This window comes from Nonomuraea sp. NPDC049152 (assembly GCF_040648355.1).
Lineage (GTDB): Bacteria > Actinomycetota > Actinomycetes > Streptosporangiales > Streptosporangiaceae > Nonomuraea.
The window spans coordinates 65088-84112 of sequence record NZ_JBEZDO010000027.1 but is presented as its reverse complement, the minus strand read 5'-3'; the positions used below and the strand labels follow the sequence as shown (position 1 = coordinate 84112).

General features: G+C 70.0%; 17 protein-coding genes. 14 read left to right on the top strand and 3 right to left on the bottom strand.

Annotated elements, in window-relative coordinates:
• The first annotated feature begins 76 nt into the window (after window positions 1–76).
• The 4 genes from AB0B45_RS37460 (at window position 77) to AB0B45_RS37445 (ending at window position 4438) form a co-directional block, all read left to right on the top strand.
• The gene (locus AB0B45_RS37460; protein WP_358140757.1) at window positions 77–3001 is read left to right on the top strand and encodes a nitrate- and nitrite sensing domain-containing protein; all 2925 of its coding nucleotides are present in this window, start codon (window positions 77–79) and stop codon (window positions 2999–3001) included.
• Window positions 2998–3420, top strand: coding sequence for a roadblock/LC7 domain-containing protein (locus tag AB0B45_RS37455; protein WP_358140754.1), 423 nt, complete (start codon window positions 2998–3000; stop codon window positions 3418–3420). Before AB0B45_RS37460 ends, AB0B45_RS37455 begins: the two co-directional genes overlap by 4 nt.
• A 141-nt stretch (window positions 3421–3561) precedes the next feature.
• Window positions 3562–3876: a DUF742 domain-containing protein gene (locus tag AB0B45_RS37450; protein ID WP_358140933.1), complete on the top strand. Its 315-nt coding sequence runs from the start codon at window positions 3562–3564 to the stop codon at window positions 3874–3876.
• Window positions 3877–3880: 4 nt separating this feature from the next.
• Complete coding sequence (locus AB0B45_RS37445) at window positions 3881–4438, top strand: ATP/GTP-binding protein (RefSeq protein WP_358140930.1); 558 nt, start codon at window positions 3881–3883, stop codon at window positions 4436–4438.
• A gap of 79 nt (window positions 4439–4517) precedes the next feature.
• Here the strand turns inward: AB0B45_RS37445 and AB0B45_RS37440 are convergent, their stop codons facing one another.
• Together AB0B45_RS37440 and AB0B45_RS37435 are read right to left on the bottom strand one after the other, a co-directional pair.
• Complete coding sequence (locus AB0B45_RS37440) at window positions 4518–5474, bottom strand: SIS domain-containing protein (RefSeq protein ID WP_358140751.1); 957 nt, start codon at window positions 5472–5474, stop codon at window positions 4518–4520.
• Window positions 5471–6586, bottom strand: coding sequence for a hypothetical protein (locus tag AB0B45_RS37435; RefSeq protein WP_358140748.1), 1116 nt, complete (start codon window positions 6584–6586; stop codon window positions 5471–5473). Before AB0B45_RS37435 ends, AB0B45_RS37440 begins: the two co-directional genes overlap by 4 nt.
• A gap of 214 nt (window positions 6587–6800) precedes the next feature.
• Between AB0B45_RS37435 and AB0B45_RS37430 the strand changes: the two genes are divergently transcribed.
• The 4 genes from AB0B45_RS37430 to AB0B45_RS37415 are packed head-to-tail and all read left to right on the top strand — an operon-like array spanning window position 6801 to window position 10582.
• The gene (locus AB0B45_RS37430; RefSeq protein ID WP_358140745.1) at window positions 6801–7922 is read left to right on the top strand and encodes a spermidine/putrescine ABC transporter substrate-binding protein; all 1122 of its coding nucleotides are present in this window, start codon (window positions 6801–6803) and stop codon (window positions 7920–7922) included.
• A 48-nt stretch (window positions 7923–7970) separates the two neighbouring features.
• On the top strand, window positions 7971–8798 hold the full coding sequence (locus tag AB0B45_RS37425) for an ABC transporter permease (protein WP_358140742.1): 828 nt from the start codon (window positions 7971–7973) through the stop codon (window positions 8796–8798).
• A complete protein-coding gene (locus AB0B45_RS37420; protein WP_358140739.1) occupies window positions 8791–9570 on the top strand; it encodes an ABC transporter permease in 780 nt (259 codons plus the stop codon). The genes AB0B45_RS37425 and AB0B45_RS37420 overlap by 8 nt, the downstream gene beginning before the upstream one ends.
• Complete coding sequence (locus AB0B45_RS37415) at window positions 9557–10582, top strand: ABC transporter ATP-binding protein (RefSeq protein WP_358140737.1); 1026 nt, start codon at window positions 9557–9559, stop codon at window positions 10580–10582. The genes AB0B45_RS37420 and AB0B45_RS37415 overlap by 14 nt, the downstream gene beginning before the upstream one ends.
• A 1-nt stretch (window position 10583) precedes the next feature.
• On the opposite strand, the gene AB0B45_RS37410 is transcribed toward AB0B45_RS37415, so the two are convergent.
• Window positions 10584–11192: a TetR family transcriptional regulator gene (locus AB0B45_RS37410; RefSeq protein WP_358140734.1), complete on the bottom strand. Its 609-nt coding sequence runs from the start codon at window positions 11190–11192 to the stop codon at window positions 10584–10586.
• Between the two features lie 122 nt (window positions 11193–11314).
• On the opposite strand from AB0B45_RS37410, the gene AB0B45_RS37405 reads away from it, so the two are divergent.
• From AB0B45_RS37405 to AB0B45_RS37380, 6 genes are all read left to right on the top strand, one after another.
• Window positions 11315–12586, top strand: coding sequence for a glycosyltransferase (locus AB0B45_RS37405; protein WP_358140731.1), 1272 nt, complete (start codon window positions 11315–11317; stop codon window positions 12584–12586).
• Between the two features lie 110 nt (window positions 12587–12696).
• Window positions 12697–14106 (top strand): aminobutyraldehyde dehydrogenase, encoded by a 1410-nt coding sequence (locus AB0B45_RS37400; protein WP_358140728.1) that lies wholly within the window; start codon window positions 12697–12699, stop codon window positions 14104–14106.
• 264 nt (window positions 14107–14370) lie between these two features.
• Window positions 14371–17565 carry a nitrate- and nitrite sensing domain-containing protein gene (locus AB0B45_RS37395; protein WP_358140725.1) on the top strand — a complete coding sequence of 1065 codons (3195 nt, stop codon included), beginning with the start codon at window positions 14371–14373 and terminating at the stop codon, window positions 17563–17565.
• On the top strand, window positions 17562–17984 hold the full coding sequence (locus tag AB0B45_RS37390; protein WP_354923062.1) for a roadblock/LC7 domain-containing protein: 423 nt from the start codon (window positions 17562–17564) through the stop codon (window positions 17982–17984). Before AB0B45_RS37395 ends, AB0B45_RS37390 begins: the two co-directional genes overlap by 4 nt.
• 107 nt (window positions 17985–18091) lie before the next feature.
• A complete protein-coding gene (locus AB0B45_RS37385) occupies window positions 18092–18418 on the top strand; it encodes a DUF742 domain-containing protein (RefSeq protein ID WP_358140927.1) in 327 nt (108 codons plus the stop codon).
• A 4-nt stretch (window positions 18419–18422) separates the two neighbouring features.
• Window positions 18423–18974, top strand: coding sequence for an ATP/GTP-binding protein (locus AB0B45_RS37380; protein ID WP_358140925.1), 552 nt, complete (start codon window positions 18423–18425; stop codon window positions 18972–18974).
• Window positions 18975–19025: the final 51 nt, after the last annotated feature.

Genomic DNA, 19025 nt, shown 5'->3' with positions numbered 1-19025 from the left:
GCTGAAATAACCCCCACTTGCTGGATTTTCCCAGGAGTCTCACGGGAGGCTCTCCCCCCAACTGAGGTTGCGTTCGGTGAGTAGAAGAACCAGTGCCAAGGCCGCCGAGCACGGCGGATGGCGGCTGCGCAACTGGCGGGTGCGCGCGCGATTAGTCGCGCTCATCCTCGTGCCTACCGCCGCTGCCGTCCTTCTCGGCGGCTTCCAGGTGGTCGCCTCCACCAGTGCGGCCGCCGACTACGACCGCGCCAACCAGCTGGCCAAGCTCGCCGAACGCGTCGGCGGCCTCACCCACGAACTCGGCGCCGAACGCGCCCGCACCGCCTGGTACATCGCCCTCGGCCGACCCGAGCGCGGCCTCGCCGACGTCCGCGGCCAGATGAGCAGGGTCGACGCGGAGGCCGAAAAGGTACGGCAGGGCGCCGCCGTCCTCGGCTCCGACATCACGGGCCGCACGGGCGACGAGGTCGCCACCGTACTGACCCGCCTGGAGGACCTCGCCGCGCTGCGCGACCAGGCCCTCGACTCCGATCTCCTGCCCGGCGCCGCCCTCGACGCCTATACCACCGTCATCGCCGACCTGCTCGCGCTCAACGACGAGCTCGGCAAGAACGGCGAGGACGAGGATCTGACGCGCCAGTCGGTGACGCTCGACGCGCTCGCCCGCGCGAAGGAGAGCGTCTCGCTGCAGCAGGCCCTGCTCACCACCGTGCTGGTCGTCGGCAGGTTCGAGCAGGACCAGCTCAAGACCCTCCTCGGCGAGCGGTCCCGTGAGGGCAGCGAGCGCAAGGCCTTCGCCGCCGAAGCCACCGCCGACGAACGCCGGCTGTTCGACGAGAAGGTCAACGGCCGAGAGGCCGACAGGGCGCGCTTCCTGCTCGAGCTGGTCCTCAACAGGGCCGACACGGGAGCCCCGCTCAAGGGCCTCGACCTCAGCAAGCGCGACGACGCGCGCGAGTGGTTCGAGGCCTCCACCGTCATCGTCGAGTCCATGCGCTCGGTGGAGGAGCGGCACGCGGCGGCGATCGTCCTGCGCAGCAGCGACCTGGCCGCCGCCGAGAAGCAGCGCGCCTACCTGGTGGCGGGCGCCGTCGCGGCCCTGCTGCTGGCCGTACTGCTCATCACGACAGGGGTGGCTCGCTCACTCGTCCGCCCGCTGCGCAGGCTGCGCAGTGAGGCGCTCGACATCGCGGGTGAGCGGCTTCCCGGGTTCGTCCAGCGTCTGCGCGAGTCGCGTGACGGCGCCGTCACCCCGGAGGTCACCCCCATCGGGGTCTTCTCGCGGGACGAGGTCGGTGAGGTGGCGCGGGCCTTCGACGAGGTCCACCGCGAGGCCGTACGGCTGGCGGGCGAGGAGTCCAAGCTGCGCGCCAACGTCAACGCGATGTTCGTCAACCTCTCGCGCCGCAGCCAGACCCTCGTCGAGCGCCAGCTCACGCTGATCGAGCGCCTCGAACGCGGCGAGCGGGACGACACCCGCCTCGGCGACCTGTTCAGGCTCGACCACCTGGCCACCCGCATGCGCCGCAACAGCGAGAACCTCCTGGTCCTCGCAGGGCAGGACGCCTCGCGCAAGTGGACCCAGCCCGTCGAGCTGATGGACATCGTGCGCGCGGCCCTCGGCGAGGTCGAGAGCTACGACAGGGTGGTCATGCAGGCGGCCTCCGAGGTCGCCATCGCGGGCCAGGCCGTCAGCGACACCGTCCACCTGCTCGCCGAGCTGGTGGAGAACGCGGTGTCGTTCTCCTCGAGCGACACCAAGGTGACCATCTCGAGCAGCCGCATCGACGGCGGCGGCGTCATGATCGCGGTGACCGACCACGGCATCGGGATGACCCCGGAGGAGATCTCCCAGGCCAACTGGCGGCTGGCCAACCCGCCGGTCGTGGACGTGTCGGTGTCGCGGCGCATGGGCCTGTTCGTGGTCGGCCGCCTGGCGCTCAGGCACCACATCCGCGTGCAGTTGCGCCGGCAGGACATGGGCGGCCTCACCGCGATGGTGCTCATCCCCGAAAGCCTGCTGGCCGCCATCCCCGGCCAGCCGCCCGCGCACGCCCTCCCGTCCCAGCACGGCATGCCGCCCCTGCACGCCATGCCGCCCGAGCCGCCCGCCGCGCAGCATCCGATGATCCCGCCTCCATCGATGGTGCCGCCGCAGGCGGGGCCGATGTCGTACGAGAGCCCCCCGCTCGACGACCTGAGGCCGTCGCCGGCGAGCGCGCCGGTGTTCGACTCCCCGCCCGTCGACTGGTTCGGCACCAACGACGCGCCCTCGGCCGACCTGTCCGACTTCACCTCCAACGGGCTGCCCAGGCGAGGAGGACGGTCCTCGGACAGCGGCCAGCCGCTGGGCTTCCGCGAGATGCCCGGCCTGGGCGGCTCCCAGGGCCCCGACTCGTACGGCACGCTCGACCGGCGCCCGCACGACTCCCTCGACGCGCAGGGCAGGCACGAGTACCCCGACGCGACCAGGCCGCTGCCCAGGGTGGAGACCTCCTCGCTCGACACCGGTGACGAGGAGTACCTGCCGATCTTCGCGGCGGTGGAGTCGAGCTGGTTCAAGCGCCCCGAGCAGTTGGCCGACAGCCTCGACGCACCCTCACTCGACACCGGGTCCGCGCCGAGCAGGCCGGCGGTGGCGCGGCCGGCCGAGGCGCGACCCGCGGAGTCGCCGCCCGCCCAGTCCGCTCCTCAGGCCGCCCACCAGGCCGCGCCGTCGCAGGATCCCTGGTCGTCGCCCGCCGACGCGGGCTGGCAGGCGGCCCGCGCGGCCAACGACCCCAGCCTCGGCGGCATCACCACCTCGGGCCTGCCCAAGCGCAAGCCCAGGGCGAACCTGGTGCCGGGCACCGCCGCCGTCCCGCAGTCCCAGGCTCCCGCGCAGCCGATGCCACCCGTCTCGCCTGACCGGATCAGGAGCAGGCTGGCCAGCTACCAGCAGGGTGTGCGGAAGGGCCGCGCCGAGCTCGGGAACGCGCACGAGGAAGAGGAGCAGCGGTGAAGGAGTTGAGCCAGGCCGCCAGGGATGTCGACTGGCTGGTCAGCGGCTTCGTCGAGGAGGTGCCGGGCGTCGCGCACGCCGTGGTCGTCTCCGCCGACGGGCTGCCGATGGCGTTCTCGAGGGGGTTCCCCAAGGACCGTGCCGACCAGCTCGCCGCCGTGGCCGCCGGGCTGATCAGCCTGGTCCAGGGCGCCTCCAGGGTCTTCGAGGGCGGCCGGGTCAACCAGACCGTCGTGGAGATGCAGGGAGGGCTGATGCTCGTGATGTCCATCAGCGACGGGTCCTGCCTCGCCGTGCTGGCCGCTCCAGAATGCGACATGGGACTGGTCGCCTACCAGATGACGGTTCTGGTCGAGAGGGCGGGCCAGGTGCTCACGCCTGCCGTACGGGCGGAACTGTCATCCGCGCGCCCCTGGTGATGGGAGACGATCGTGGCTTCGTGGAATGACGGCCCTCCCTACGGGCCGCCGCCGGACTACGGCAGGGGGTACGGCCGGCCGGCGTCGGGCTACGACCCTGCCCCCAGCCCTCCCGAGGAGGAACGCAGCTCGCTGGTGCGGATGTACTCGCTCACCGGCGGGCGCACCGCGCCGCGCACCAACCTGGCCATGGAGGCGCTGGTCTCCTCGGCCACCTCGGCGCAGCTCGGCATGAACCACACCCGTGAATACCGCGCGATCAGCGAGCTGTGTCGGCAGATCAGGTCGGTCGCCGAGGTGTCGGCGCTGCTGGCCATCCCGCTGGGCGTGGCCAGGGTGCTGATCGCGGACATGGAGGCGGAGGGTCTGGTGCGGATCTACCAGCCGCAGCTGGACGCGGGCATGCCGAACAGGAACCTGCTGGAAAGGGTGCTAAGTGGACTTCGCAGGCTCTAGCGGCCTGACCTCGACGAAGATCGTCGTGGCGGGCGGGTTCGGTGTGGGCAAGACGACGTTCGTGGGCGCGGTGTCGGAGATCCTTCCGCTCACCACGGAGGCCGTCATGACCAACGCCTCGGCGGGCGTCGACGACCTCAGCCTCACCCCTGACAAGACCACCACCACGGTGGCCATGGACTTCGGCAGGGTGTCGCTGGACCGCGACCTGATCCTCTACCTGTTCGGGACCCCCGGCCAGCACCGGTTCTGGTTCATGTGGGACGACCTGGTGCGCGGCGCGATCGGCGCGATCGTCCTGGTGGACACGCGGCGGCTGGCCGACTCCTTCCCCGCGATCGACTACTTCGAGGAGGCGAAGCTGCCCTTCGTGGTCGGGCTCAACGGCTGGAACGGGCACTTCCCGCACGTGGAGAACCAGGTGAGGGACGCGCTGACGCTCGGACCCCACGTGCCGATCGTGAAGACGGACGCGCGCTCCCGCGACGCGGTCAAGAGCACGCTCATCACACTCGTCGAGCACGCCCTGACCGTCCGCTCCTCCTACGGCCCCACCTACTGACCCGCCCCACCTACTGTCCCTGCCTCACCCGAGGGCCCCTCCGGGCCTCTCGGGGGGCGGCCGTCTTCCGGGTCCGGCGTCACGCCGAGGCGCGCCACCAGTGGGCGGCGACGAGCTCGGCGACGAGGGTCTCGGTCAGCAGCGCGACGTCGGGGTCGTCGTCGTGCCGGTAGCGGATCGAGGCGCGCTCGCCCTCCACGTGCCCGCCCACCGTGAGGACGGTGGAGCCGCGCTGCCGTACCCAGTCCATGGCCTGCTCGTCGTAGAGCGACCCGGGGAACAGCAGGGCGCGGTAGTCGAGGGTTTTGGTCAGGTAGACGTCCACGTGCGACCAGTCGCCGCTCTCGCACGCGTCCGCCGGCCTGCGCGGACCCTCGCGGACCATCAGCGCGGACTGCTCGGCCGACGACATCCGCTCGGCCGGCGCGATCGCGTAGACCCCGTGCGGCCCTTCGAGCAGCTCCAGCGCGGTGGGCAGCCAGTCGTCCCTGCGGTCGAGCAGGTCGGAGGTGGCCTCGGCGGCGCGCCGTACCAGGTCGGGGATGTCACGGGCCACGCCGGTGAGGCGCGACTCCAGCGCGAGCAGGAGGATCAGCGTGTGCTGGAAGGTACGGCAGGCGACGCCGCCCCGCTCCTCTCCCGCCAGCATCGGGATGACCTGGTCGGCCGTCTCGGTGATCTTCGAGCCTTCGACGTTGGTGAGGGCGACGACGGGGGAGGCGCCTCCGGCGTAGCGGGCGAGGGCGTCGAGGGTCTCCCTGCTGCCGCCCGTCGCCGAGATCGGCACGACGAGCGTCTGGGGCCCCGCGGGGAAGGTGGCGGCGGCCGAGCCGTACTCGGCGTAGGCGTCGAAGCCCCTGGCGCGCAGGCGGAGCGCGGCGACGCCGGCGGCGTAGCGGGAGCTGCCCATGCCGAGGAACACCACGCGCCTGAGCCCCTCGGGCAGCGACAGCGGCTCCTTCTCCAGCCACGCGGCCAGGTCGGCGAGGGCGGAGGGCTTGGCCTCCAGGTCGGCGTGGAACAGCTCGGGGTTCAATGGTTCTCCTCGGTGAAGCGGGTGCGCAGGACGCCCATGGGGGCGTAGCGCCAGCGGGGCAGGTGGCGCGCGGAGTAGATCAGCTCGCGGCACTCCTGCTCGATCTCGAACGGGCCGAGCAGGCGGTCGTCCAGCAGGTCGGGCCTGCCGGCCTCCGCGAGGCGCAGGCGGTAGGCGGCGAGGAGGCCGGCGCGCGCGCCGGCCGCCCACGCGGCGGCGGCGGAGGGGTCGGTGCCCCGCCGCTTGACGGCCACCTGGGCGACGTGTTCCAGGCTGGTGGTGAGCTGGGCGACGTCGCGGGCGGCGGGCTGGTAGGGGTCGGCCTCGGCGACGGTCGGATTGCCGTCGAAGTCGATCACCGCGTATCCGTCGCGCCACCGGAGGATCTGGCCCACGTGGAAGTCGCCGTGGATGCGGATCCGCGGGGTCGTGACAGGGGCCGCGAGGGGAGCGAGCCCGGCCCGAAGCGCGGGCTCGCGGGAGCGCAGCCAGGCGCCGTCCTCGCCGTCGGTGAGTCCGAGCGCCTCCTCCAGCGCCGCGGCCGCCCTGTCCAGCTCGGACCGGCGGTGAGACGGGGAAAGAGCACCCTTGGGGAACGTCGCCAGGGACAGGTGCAGGTCGGCGGCCAGGCGGCCGAGCGTGGCCGAGAAGCCGGTACGGCCCGCCTCCGCCTCGTCCACGCACCACTCCCACCCGTCGCTCGCCTCGGGCAGGTAGCCGGTCACCAGGGCGAGCAGCGTCTCATCTCCCGAGGGGCCGACCCTGGTGAGCGCCGCGTACGGCGGCGCGGTGTACGCGAAGCCCGTCTCGGTCAGGTGCGCGAACGCGGCCAGCGTCGGATGGGGCAGCGGCGCGGGCTCGGCCAGCCACTTCACCACGATCCGCTCGCCGACCACCACCGAGTGGTTGGTCTGGTCGACGTCGATGCCGCGCTCGGCCCACGGGTCCGTGGGGACGGGCCCCTCGGCGGGGCCGTACGGAGCGGGCATGGGCAGGTAGTGGCGGACCGCGAAGGGCGCGGGCACCGGTTCCGACAGCGCCGCCAGGAACGCCGCCGTGAGACCTTCGCCCGCCCTCGGAGCACCGGTTCCCGGCAGAGCGGAACTGGTCACGACGCCGTCCTGATCGGTAACGTGACTCTTACCGTGAGCCGGCAATCGTCGCCAAATTGAATCGTGATTCAACACGTACATCAAACTTCCTGGTGACAATGTCCGGAAAAGTCTTGCTCATGTTGATGTCGGCTGCAACACTCCTGCTTTGGTCTGCAGTGCCCGGTTGGTCGCGAGACCCCTCGTACATCTGAATCCAGAAGGAGTAGCGGCCGTGTCCCGTATCCGGTACACCCGTCGTTTTCCGGCCGTCGTCGCGGCGGCCGGACTCGCGCTCGCCGTAGCGGCGTGTGGCGGCGAGTCGTCGACCGACAGCGCCAACCCGGCACCGAGCGCCGCCGCGCAGCTGAATGCGAAGGCGGACCTGTCCAAGCAGAGCCTCACGGTGACCGTCTGGCCCGGCTACACGCCCAAGGAGCTGCCGGAGAAGGCCAAGGCGAAGCTCGGTGTCGCCGACGTGAAGATCGTCGAGCACGACACCAACGAGACGGCGATGACGAAGCTGACCGGCCAGGGCGGCGCGCAGATCGACGTCGCCTTCGTCTCGGGACAGTACGCCCAGGCGCTGGCCGCCGCGGGCCTGCTGGAGCCGATCCACCCCGAGCTGATCCCGAACCTGAGCAACCTCTACCCCGAGGCCACGCAGCTGTCCTACGACAAGGGCAACAAGATCTCCGTGCCCTACACCTGGGGCACGACGGGCATCTGCTACCGCAGCGACCTGGTGAAGGCCGAGCCGACCAGCTGGAAGGACATCCTGACCCCGCCGGCGTGGGCCGAGAAGAAGGTCACGATGATGACCACCGAGCGCTGGCTGGCGCTGCCCGCCCTCAAGTCGCTCGGCTACTCGGTCAACACCGACAAGGACGAGGAGATCGCCAAGGCGAAGGAGCTCCTCGTCGCGGCCAAGCCGCACCTGCTTGGCTACGACGACGTCACCTTCGGCGAGAAGCTGAGGACCGGCGAGGCGATCATGGTCGAGGCGTGGGACGGCTGGTGCCCCACCACGGACGAGAAGAAGAACATCAAGTTCGCGGTCCCGAAGGAGGGCAGCGACCTCTGGGTGGACACCATGGTGATCATGAAGTCCTCCAAGAACAAGGAGGCCGCGCACGCCCTGATCAACTACATCCTCGACCCCGAGATCCACCGCTGGGCGGCCGAGAACATCAACTACAAGGTCCCGAACAAGGCCGCCATGGACAAGGTCCAGGTCGCCGAGGGATCGCTGCTCGGCACCTCTCCCGCGGAGCTGCTGCAGGGCGAGTCGATCATCGACCTGGGCGAGGCGGCGACCAAGTACACCCGCCTGTCGACCGAGGTCAAGGCCCAGTAGGCCGTGAAAGTCAAGTAAGCCGTGAAATCTGTTGGCAAGACCCGGCCGGTGTCCCCTGGGTGGGGGCGCCGGCTGGGCGCGTTCGTCTTCCTGGGCCCCGGCGTCGCCTACCTGGCGGTGCTGCTGCTGGCCCCTCTCGCACTGATCCTCAGCTACACCGTCTTCAGGCGCGGCCGCTTCGGCGGGATCGTCTACGAGTTCACGACGGAGAACTTCAGCAGACTGCTCGACCCGCTTTACCTCAACGTGGTCCTGGTGTCCATCAAGCTGGCCACGCTGACGACGGTGTTCGCGCTCCTGCTCGGCTACCCCACGGCGTACCTGATCGCGCGGCTGCCGCGGACGTGGAAGACGATCGCGCTGGTCGCGATCGTGCTGCCGTTCTGGACGAACTTCATCATCAGGGTCTACGCCTGGACGATCCTGCTGAGCGGCCCCGGCCTGATCAACTCGGCGCTCGGCACGCAGTTCGAGCTGCTCTACAACCAGGGCGCGATGGTCACCGGCCTGCTCTACTCCTACCTGCCGTTGATGGTGCTGCCGCTGTACGCGGCCATCGAGAAGCTCGACCCGCAGTTGCGCGAGGCCTCGGCGAACCTGGGCGCCTCGGCCTTCACCACCTTCAGGCGCGTGACGCTCCCGCTCACGCTGCCGGGCGTGGCGACCGGCTGCGTGTTCGTCTTCGTGCCGAGCTTCGGCAACTTCGTCATCCCCGAGATCCTCGGTGGCGGGCGCTCGGCCACGGTGGGCACGCTGATCCGCACCGAGTTCCTGCAGTCGCGTGACTGGCCGTTCGGCTCCGCGCTGTCGCTCGCGGTGATCCTGGTCCTGGTCGTGCTGCTGGTGATCCAGTCGTGGGTGAGCCGCCGTGGGTAAGCCGCGCTTCCTCTACGTGCCGTTCTGGCTGACCTACGTCTTCCTGTACGCGCCGATCCTGGTGCTCGTGGTGATGTCCTTCAACGCGGGCCGTTCGCCGTACGTCTACGAGGGCTTCAGCCTCAAGTGGTACGGCGTGCTCGCCGAGGACGACAAGATCATGCAGGGCCTGGTCAACACGCTGATCGTGGCGGCGGCCTCGACCGTGCTCGCCACCGTGCTCGGCACGCTGCTGGCGGTGGGGCTGGCCAGGCACACCAGGTCCAAGCTGCTCGACGCGCTCGGGCTGATGCCCGCGATCCTGCCGGACCTGGTGCTGGCCATCGGCCTGCTGGTCTTCTACGACGTGGTCAAGTTCAGCCTTGGTCTGCACTCGGTGATCCTGTCGCACGCGTTGTTCGGCATGGCCTTCGTCGCCGCCGTCGTGCGCACCAGGCTCACCCACGCCGACTCCTCGCTGGAGGAGGCCTCACGCGACCTCGGGGCGGGACCCGTCACCACCTTCGTCAGGGTGACGCTACCGCAGCTCGCGCCCGGCATCGTCGCGGGCGCGCTGCTGGCCTTCACCCTGTCGATCGACGAGTTCGTCATCGCGTTCTTCACGGCGGCGCCGACCGAGCCGACGCTGCCGATCGTCATCTACTCAATGGTCAGGTTCGGGGTGACCCCGGAGATCAACGCGCTCGCGTCGATCCTGCTGCTGGTGAGCTTCACCGTGGTGATCGTCGCTCAGCGCATGACGAAGATCGGGGAGATTCGTGCTCAAGATTGATGGCGTCACCCGCAGGTTCGGAGACGTCACCGCCCTCGACAACGTCTCGCTGGAGATCGAGCAGGGCGAGTTCTTCGCCCTGCTCGGCCCCTCGGGCTGCGGCAAGACCACGCTGCTGCGCATCCTGGCCGGCTTCGAGACGCCGGACGAAGGCACGGTCACCCTCGACGGCGAGGACCTGCTGTCGATGGCGCCGAACCGGCGGCCGATCAACCTGATGTTCCAGTCCTACGCGCTGTTCCCGCACATGACCGTGGCCAAGAACATCGCCTACGGCCTGGAGCAGGAGAAGGTCGGCAAGGCCGAGATCAAGCAGCGGGTCGGCGAGGTGCTGGAGACCATCGGCCTGGGCGAGATGGCGAGCCGCAAGCCCGGCCAGCTGTCCGGCGGCCAGCGCCAGCGTGTCGCCCTGGCCAGGGCGATCGTCAAGCGCCCCCGGCTGCTGCTGCTCGACGAGCCGCTGTCGGCACTGGACAAGAAGGTCCGCGCGGGCATGCAGCTGGAGCTCAAGCGGCTGCAGAACGAGGTCGGCATCACCTTCGTCGTGGTGACCCACGACCAGGAGGAGGCGATGTCGCTCGCCGACCGCATCGCGGTCTTCGAGTCCGGCCGGGTGCGGCAGGTCGACGAGCCCGTCGAGCTGTACGAGCGGCCCCGCACGCCGTTCGTGGCCGACTTCGTCGGCGCCAACAACCTCTTCGAGGGCACGGCCGTGCCCGGCGGCCTCGACGTGCCCGACCTCGGCGTCCTGCCGGGTGAGGGGACCGAGCTCGCGGGCGTCAAGGCGCTGCTGGCCGTACGGCCGGAGAACGTGCGGCTGGCCGATCGCGGCCTGCTCGGCACCGTGCTGGACGTGAGCTTCTACGGCGGCATCTCGCACATCGCGGTCACCGTGGAGGGCAGGGACAAACCCGTTCTCGTGGCCCAGCAGGGCGCCGCGAAGGTCGAGGCGGGCGCCCAGGTCAGGCTCGGCTGGGACGCCCACGACGCGGTGCTGATCCAGGAAGGCTGAGTCAGTGGGGAGCCAGGTCGCAGCCCGTGGCCGCCCGGGCGTAGCTGAGTATCAGCTCAACGGCCTCCTCGGGGCCGATGAGGGGGTGCCTGGCCGTGATGCGGTAGCCGTAGGCGTCCTCGAGAGCCACCAGGTTGCGCGCGATCGTCAGGGAGTCGGTGCTCGGGGTGAACACGCCGAGCGCCGTCCCGGTGTCCAGGACCGCCTGGTACATCGACACCTGGCGGTCGAACAGGGTGGTCAGCAGCAGGCCGTAGATCCTGTTGCGGCCTGCGGCCCCGCCCAGCTCGTTCAGCAGCCGCACGTCCGGGTCGAGCGGCCCGGTGGGCAGGCCGGAGCGGATCGTCAGGACCAGCTTGCGCGCGGGGTCGGTGACGGCGGAGATCTGCCGCATGCGCTGCTCGTAGAAGCGCTCCACGCTGGCGTGATGCGCCTCGACCAGCAGCTCGCTGAGGTCGGGGTAGTGGTAGAGCACCGCGCCCGAGGTCAGTCCGGCCTCTTCGGCCACGTGCGCGAGCTGCACTCCGTCGATGCCGTGGCGGACGATGGCCCGCCGGGCCGCCTCAATGAGGTCGATCCGCCGGTCCGAGCGACTCTTGCGCGCGGTCACCAGCACCCCCCTTCCTGTGACGTCATTAAGGTCATTCGGGCACATACTGCCTTGAAGTTGACCATCCCGCTAGACAAGTATTTGAATCGAAATTCAACTGAGCGTTCCCCCCGGAGTTGATCATGTCTCTCACCATTCTGTTCATGCCCGAGAGCGCGTACGGGCCCACGAACAACAGCATCGGCATCGGCGACATCCTGCGCCGCAGGGGCCACCGGGTGGTCTTCGCCGCCGAGGCGTCGTGGAAGGGCAAGCTCGAGGCGCTCGGCTTCGAGGAGGACCTGGTCGACCTGGCTGCGCCCGCTGAGGAGTCCGAGGAGCAGGACCCCGGCCAGTTCTGGAAGGACTTCATCCGCGACACCGCGCCCGAGTACCGCAAGAGCACGCAGGAGCAGCTCGAGACCGTCACCAAGCCGATCTGGGACGCGCTGATCGACGGCGTCAAGTACTGCGAGCCGCAGCTCAAGGCGATCATCGAGCGGGTTCAGCCGGACATCATCGTCGAGGACAACGTCATCACCTTCCCCGCGCTGCTGACCTCGGGCAAGAAGTTCGTCAGGATCGTCTCCTGCAACCCGCTCGAGGTGCGCGGAGAGGCGATCGCGCCGGTCTTCTCCGGCCTGCCCGCCGACGACCGCACCGAGTGGGACGCCTTCCGGGCCGAGTACGACCGCACCCACCGCGAGATCTGGACCGCCTTCAACGAGTGGTGCGTCGAGCAGGGCACCCGGCCGCTGCCCGACCTCGACTTCATCCACGAGGGCGACCTGAACCTCTACGTCTACCCCGAGCTGCTCGACTACACCGACGCCCGCCCGCTGGGCCCGAGCTGGCACCGCCTCGACTCCTCCGTCCGCGAGACCGACGAGGACTTCGCGCTCCCCATCGAGCGCGACGGCGGCGCGCTGGTCTACTTCTCGCTCGGCTCGCTCGGCTCGGCGGACGTGGAGCTCATGCAGCGCGTCATCGACGTGCTCGCCACCACGCCGCACCGGTTCATCGTCTCCAAGGGCCCGCTGCACGAGGAGATCAAGCTCGCCGACAACATGTGGGGCGCGGAGTTCCTGCCGCAGACGAAGATCATCCCGCAGGTGGACCTGGTCATCACCCACGGCGGCAACAACACCACCACCGAGGCGCTGCACTTCGGCAAGCCGATGATCCTGCTGCCGCTGTTCTGGGACCAGTACGACAACGCCCAGCGCGTGGCCGAGCTCGGCTACGGCGTGCGGCTGTCCACCTACACCTTCACCGACGAGGAGCTCAAGGGCGCCCTCGACCGCCTGCTCGGCGACGCCGAGCTGCGCGCCAAGCTGGCCGCGGAGGGCGAGAAGATCCGCCGCCGCGACGGCCTGCGCAAGGCCGCCGACCTGATCGAGCAGCTCGGCAAGTGAGCCACGTCTGACAGAGCGCCTGAGGGGGACGCCGCCGCGCGTTCCCCTCAGTCGTGGTCTCCGGCCGTCACGGCGGGCGACCGACCTGATCGTTTCCAAGGGAAGACACGATGCGTCAACTGATCAACCCGGCCACCGGCCGGCCGTTCGCCGAGGTGCCCGACACGCCCGTCCAAGAGGTGGCGCACGCCGTACGGCGGGCGAGGAAGGCCTTCGAGGAGTGGTCGCAGGCCACCCCCGCCGAGCGCGCTCGCGTGCTGCTGCGCCTGGCCGATCTGGTGGAGGCCGACGCCGAGGAGCTGACCAGGCTCGAGGTGGAGGAGACGGGCAAGCCCGCGGCCGTCTTCAGGGACGGCGAGCTGCCCTTCGCCGCCGACAACCTGCGCTTCTTCGCCGGCGCCGCGCGCTCGCTCGAAGGCAGCGGGGCGGGGGTGTTCAGCGCCGGCTACACCTCGGTGCTGCTGCGCCGCCCGGTCGGGGTCGTGGGCTCGATCGCGCCGTGGAACTTCCCCTTCGTCATGGCGGTGTGGAAGCTCGGCCCCGCGCTGGCCGCGGGCAACGCCGTGGTCATCAAGCCCGCGCCGCAGACGCCGCGCACCACCATCCGGCTGGCCGAGCTGATCGCCAAGGCGGGCGGGCCTGAGCACCTGGTGCAGGTCGTGACCGGCGACGCCGAGGTGGGCGAGGCGCTGGTGACCGACCCTGGCGTGGACATGGTGAGCGTCACGGGCTCCACGGAGACGGGCCGCGCTGTCATGGCGGGCGCGGCGCGCACGCTCAAGCGCGTGCACCTGGAGCTCGGCGGCAAGGCGCCCGCCCTGGTCTTCGAGGACGCCGACCTGGCCGAGACCGCGCACGGCGTGGCCATGGGCGCGACCTACAACACCGGCCAGGACTGCACCGCGGCCACGAGGGTCTACGTCGCCCGCCAGGTGTACGGGGACGCGGTGGAAGCCATCCGCGCTACCCTTTCCGAGATCAAGGTCGGCGACCCGTGGAGCCCCACAACGGACATCGGGCCGCTGATCTCGGCCGCGCACCGCGACAGGGTGCACGGCTTCGTCTCCCGCGCGGCCGCCGACTCGGGGGGCGAGGTGGTCTTCGGCGGCAACCCGATCGACGCGCCCGGCTTCTTCTACCCGCCCACCCTCATCGCGGGCCCGCGGCAGGACAGCGAGGTCGTGCAGGGCGAGCTTTTCGGCCCTGTCCTTGTGGTGCTGCCCTTCGACGACGAGGACGAGGCAGTCAGGCTCGCCAACGACACCCGTTACGGCCTGGCCTCCTCGGTCTGGTCGCGCGACGTGGCCAGGGCCATGCGCGTCTCGCACCGTCTGGACGTCGGAGTGACGTGGGTGAATGATCATCTGCCGATCGCCAGCGAGGCTCCGCACGGCGGCGTCAAGGGCAGCGGGTTCGGCAAGGACATGAGCCAGGAGGCGGTTCAGGAGTACTCCGTGACCCGCCACCTGATGATCAAGCACGCGGCTCCGGCCGAGCGGGACTCGTTCCGGCCAGCCTAAACAGCATGTGGCGTTATGGGCGAAAACGCCCGGTTTAGGGGTGTTTAGCGAACTTTGTCTCGTTCGCTGATCTGGTCAGGTTGTGTTCCAATTACGATCGCTCCTGCAATCCCATGCGCCACATGCGTGTCAGAGATTTCGAGCACGTATGGCGAGAGGTAGCGACACTCAGTGAGGACGGAAAACCCCCGGCATGCCGCCCCGGGGGAGGACACAGGAAAGAAGCCCGGGTCGGGTGGTCGTTTCCAGCTGGGCAACTGGCGGGTGCGATCGCGCCTCATCCTGCTCATCCTGATCCCCACGGTCGTGGGCGTCCTCCTCGCGGGCATCCAGCTTGCCAACTCCATCGGAACCGCAGCCGAGTACCGCCGCCTGACCCAGGTGGCCGAACTCGTGCAGCGACTCGGCTCGCTCTCCCACGAGCTGGGCAAGGAACGCACGCTCACCGCCTGGTACATCGCCGACAATCGCCGTGCGGGCCGCCTGGCTCAGCTGCGCAACCAGCGGGACGTGGTCGACGCCGGCAAGAAGAAGGTGCTCGACAGCGCCAGAGCGATCGACGAGGCCCACCCCGCGCGCGTCCAGCACGAGGTCGGCGAGGTGGTCCGCTGGCTCGACGGCCTCGACGGCCTGCGCGAGTCGATCATCGGCCTCGGCGACAGCGTCCCCGCCCGAGCGGCGATCAGGACCTTCACCTCCATGATCGACGTCATGGAGGGCCTGCAGGGCGAGCTGGTCGCCGCGGGCAACAACGAAGGCCTGCTCGGTGACGCCACCGCGCTCGGCGCGCTGGAGCGAGCCAAGGAAGAGGTCTCCCGCCAGCAGGTCATCCTCGTCGTCGCGCAGATCGAGCGCAGCCTCGACTACGACGACCTGTCCGACTTCCTCGGCTCGTGGAACGCCCAGCAGTCCGAGCTCGCCGTCTTCGAGGCCGAGGCCCAGCCGGACGACCTGGCCTTCTTCCGCAAGACGGTCAGAGGCCAGGAGATCGACCGCGGCGACGCCATGCGCCAGCGCGCGCTGGCGCAGATGCGCGAGTACAAGGAGATCCGCGACCTCGACATCACCTCGCGCCGCGACCTCAAGCTCTGGTACGACAGCACCGAGCAGACGGTCGACGCCATGCGCAAGGTCGAGGACCAGCTGGCCACCTCGATCGTGGCCCAGACCAGGATGCTCGCCGACGCCGAGCAGCGCAACGCCATCATCTCCGGCGCGGTCATCCTCGTCCTGCTGCTGCTCGTGCTGGTGATCACCACCCGCGTGGCGGGCTCGCTCGTACGGCCCCTCCGCAAGCTGCGCGCGGAGGCGCTGGAGGTGGCCGGCAGCACGCTGCCCGACACCGTCCGCGCCCTGCGCGAGTCCGGCGACGGCGCGGCCATCCCCGAGGTTCCCTCCATCGGGGTGCTCACCCGAGACGAGATCGGTGAAGTGGCCCGGGCCTTCGACGAGGTCCACCGCGAAGCCGTACGGCTGGCCGGTGACGAGGCCAAGCTGCGCGCCAACGTCAACGCGATGTTCGTCAACCTCTCCCGGCGCAGCCAGACGCTCGTCGAACGCCAGCTCTCGCTCATCGAGGGTCTGGAGAACGGCGAGGAGAACGAGCAGCGCCTGTCCGACCTGTTCAGGCTCGACCACCTGGCCACCCGCATGCGCCGCAACAGCGAGAACCTCCTGGTCCTCGCCGGCCAGGAGGCCGCGCGCAAGTGGACCCAGCCGGTCGAGCTGGTCGACATCGCGCGCGCGTCGCTGTCTGAGGTCGAGGGCTACGAGCGGGTCAACATCCAGGTGCCGACCGGCACGCTGGTGGCGGGGCCCGCCGTCACCGACGTCGTTCACCTGCTCGCCGAGCTGATCGAGAACTCCATCTCCTTCTCCCCGCGCGAGACCAAGGTCAGCGTCTCCAGCAACAGGGCCGAGGGCGGCGTGATGATCGCCGTCGTCGACCTCGGCATCGGCATGACCCCGGACGAGGTCGCCCAGGCCAACTGGCGCCTGGCCAACCCGCCGGTCGTCGACGTCTCTGTCTCGCGCCGCATGGGCCTGTTCGTGGTCGGCCGCCTGGCGCTGCGTCACGGCATCACGGTGCAGCTGCGCTCGCAGCCGACGGGCGGCGTCACCGCACTGGTCGTGCTGCCCGACACCCTCCTGGTGTCGGCGTCGGCCCCCGCCCAGACCGGCTTCCCTTACCAGCAGACCCAGGGCTCCTTCAGCCCGTTCGACTCGCCCGTCATGGCCGCCCCTGTCGCCCCGTTCGGCATGGACAGCCCCGACGTGCGCGGGTTCGACGAGCCGATGCACACGCCGTGGCCCGGCACGCTGCCCCCTCCAGGGGGCAACACGGCATGGCCGTCGATGGGCGAGGAGCAGGCCTTCGGCACCGCCGACACGGGGGCGCCGAGCAACGGCCTGTCCGACAGCGCCTTCCCCAGCGGCACCTTCGCCGACAGCGGGACGCGCGACACGGGCTTCCCCGACAGCGGGTTCGCCGACAGTGGGTTCGCTGACAGTGGCTTCCCTGACAGCGGCTTCCCTGCCAGCGGGGTACGCGACGGCGGCTTCGCCGACAGCGGGGTGCGCGACAGCGGGTTCGCCGACAGCGGTTTCTCCGACAACGGCTTCCGCGACGGCGGTTTCTCCGACAGCGGGTTCGCCGACGCCGGCTGGCCGCCGGCCGCGCACGGCAAGTCCGAGCCGGCCTTCGACCCGTTCTCCAGGAGCCTGCCCGAGCCCGAGCCGCGGCCGATGGACGCCTTCGGCCGTACGCCCGAGCCGGAGGCCCACTCCACCTTCGACCACGTCTCGCGTGAGTCCGCCGGCGCCTTCGGCACCCAGGGCAACGAGTCCCACAGCTCGTTCATGGGGCTGCCGGAGTCCGACATGACCGGCCCGCTGCCCGTCGTCCGCACCTCGCCGATGGAGGAGGACGGCGAGGAGTTCCTGCCGATCTTCTCCTCCGTCGGCTCCGACTGGTTCCGCAGGCCCGACCCCGAGCAGCTGAAGGCGGCCAAGGAGAGCCTGAGGGAGGACCAGGCACCGGCGGCCGACAGTGCGCCTGCCCAGTTCAACGGCCGCTCCTCCCGGCTCGGCGACGAGCAGCCGCCCGCGCAGCCGCTCCCGCAGGAGAGCCGCCCGCAGGGGTTGCCGCAGCGCAGGCCGGGCGAGAGCGTGACGCCCTCGTCCTCGTGGTCCTCACCCGCCGACAGCGGTTTCCAGGCCGCGCGCGCCGCCGCGCAGCCCGCCCAGGGCGGCACGACCTCCTCGGGCCTGCCGCGAAGGGTTCCCAAGGCCAACCTGGTTCCCGGTACGGCGAGCGCGCCCGAGAGCGCGGCTCCCGAACCGCCCGCGCCGATCTCGCCCGACCGCGTGCGCAGTCGCCTGTCCAGCTTCCAGCAGGGAGTGCGGCAGGGCCGTGAATTCACTCGCGACCACACCCGCGAGAACAAGGAGGACAGATGAGAGAGCTGAGTCAGGGCGCCCGCGGCGTCAACTGGCTGATCACCGACTTCGTGAACAACGTGCCCGGTGTCGCGCACACCGTGGTCGTGTCGTCCGACGGTCTGCCGCTTGCCTACTCCGAGGGTTTCCCCAAGGACAGGGCCGACCAGCTCGCCGCGGTAGCCTCCGGTGTGATCAGCCTCACCCAGGGTGCGGCCAGGGTGTTCGAAGGCGGCATGGTCACCCAGACGGTGATCGAGATGCAGCGCGGCCTGTTGATGATCATGTCGATCAGCGATGGGTCGTGTCTCGCGGTCCTCGCCGCGGCCGACTGTGACATGGGCCTGGTGGCGTACCAGATGACGCTGCTGGTGGAGCGGGCCGGACAGGTTCTCACGCCTGCCGTACGCGCCGAGCTGCAGGCGGCACGCCCCCGCTAGCGGGGGCGTGAGATGGGGGACAGGAGAAGGCTGTGACAGATCAGGGTTGGGCTGGTGATAACAATCAGGGGCGTCACGGAGCCCCACGCCCGCAGGGGCCGAGCTCGCTGGTCAGGCCGTATGCCGTGACCGGAGGGCGCACGGCGCCCAGGGTGAAGTTCGCGATGGAGGCGTTGGTCTCCTCCGCCACATCCGAACATCGCGATCTTTCTCTCCTCAGTCCGGAGTATCAAGCGATCATTCAGCTGTGCCGTTCGGTCAGGTCGGTAGCCGAAATCTCCGCTCTCTTACGAGTTCCGCTCGGCATCACCCGGGTGCTGATCGCGGACATGGCGTCAGAGGGCCTGATTCGCGTCCACCAGCCTCAGCTGGAAGCGGGTAAGCCGGATCTCAACCTGCTCGAAAGGGTGCTAAGTGGACTTCGCAGGCTCTAGCGGCCTGACCTCGACGAAGATCGTCGTGGCGGGCGGGTTCGGTGTGGGCAAGACGACGTTCGTGGGCGCGGTGTCGGAGATCCTTCCGCTCACCACGGAAGCCGTCATGACCGACGCGTCGGCGCACATCGACGACGTGTCGCTCACGCCGAACAAGACGACCACCACGGTGGCCATGGACTTCGGCCGTGTGTCCCTCGACCGCGATCTGATCCTCTACCTGTTCGGCACGCCGGGCCAGCACCGGTTCTGGTTCATGTGGGACGACCTGGTGCGTGGCGCGATCGGCGCCGTCGTGCTCGTCGACACCCGCAGGCTCGCCGACAGCTTCCCCGCGATCGACTACTTCGAAGAGGCCAAGCTGCCCTTCGTGGTCGGGATCAACGGGTGGGACGGCCAGTACCTCCACGCGGAGGAGGAGATCAGGGAGGCGCTGACGCTCTCCCCGCACATCCCGCTGGTCCGGCTCGACGCCAGGTCGCGCGACTCGGTGAAGAGCACCCTGATCACCCTGGTGGAGCACGCGCTCACCAGCCACGTGGGTCCTCGAGGCTGATCGCCGCGAGGCCCCGCGGCCAGGTGGTGGAGATCCGCGGGGCTTGCGGCT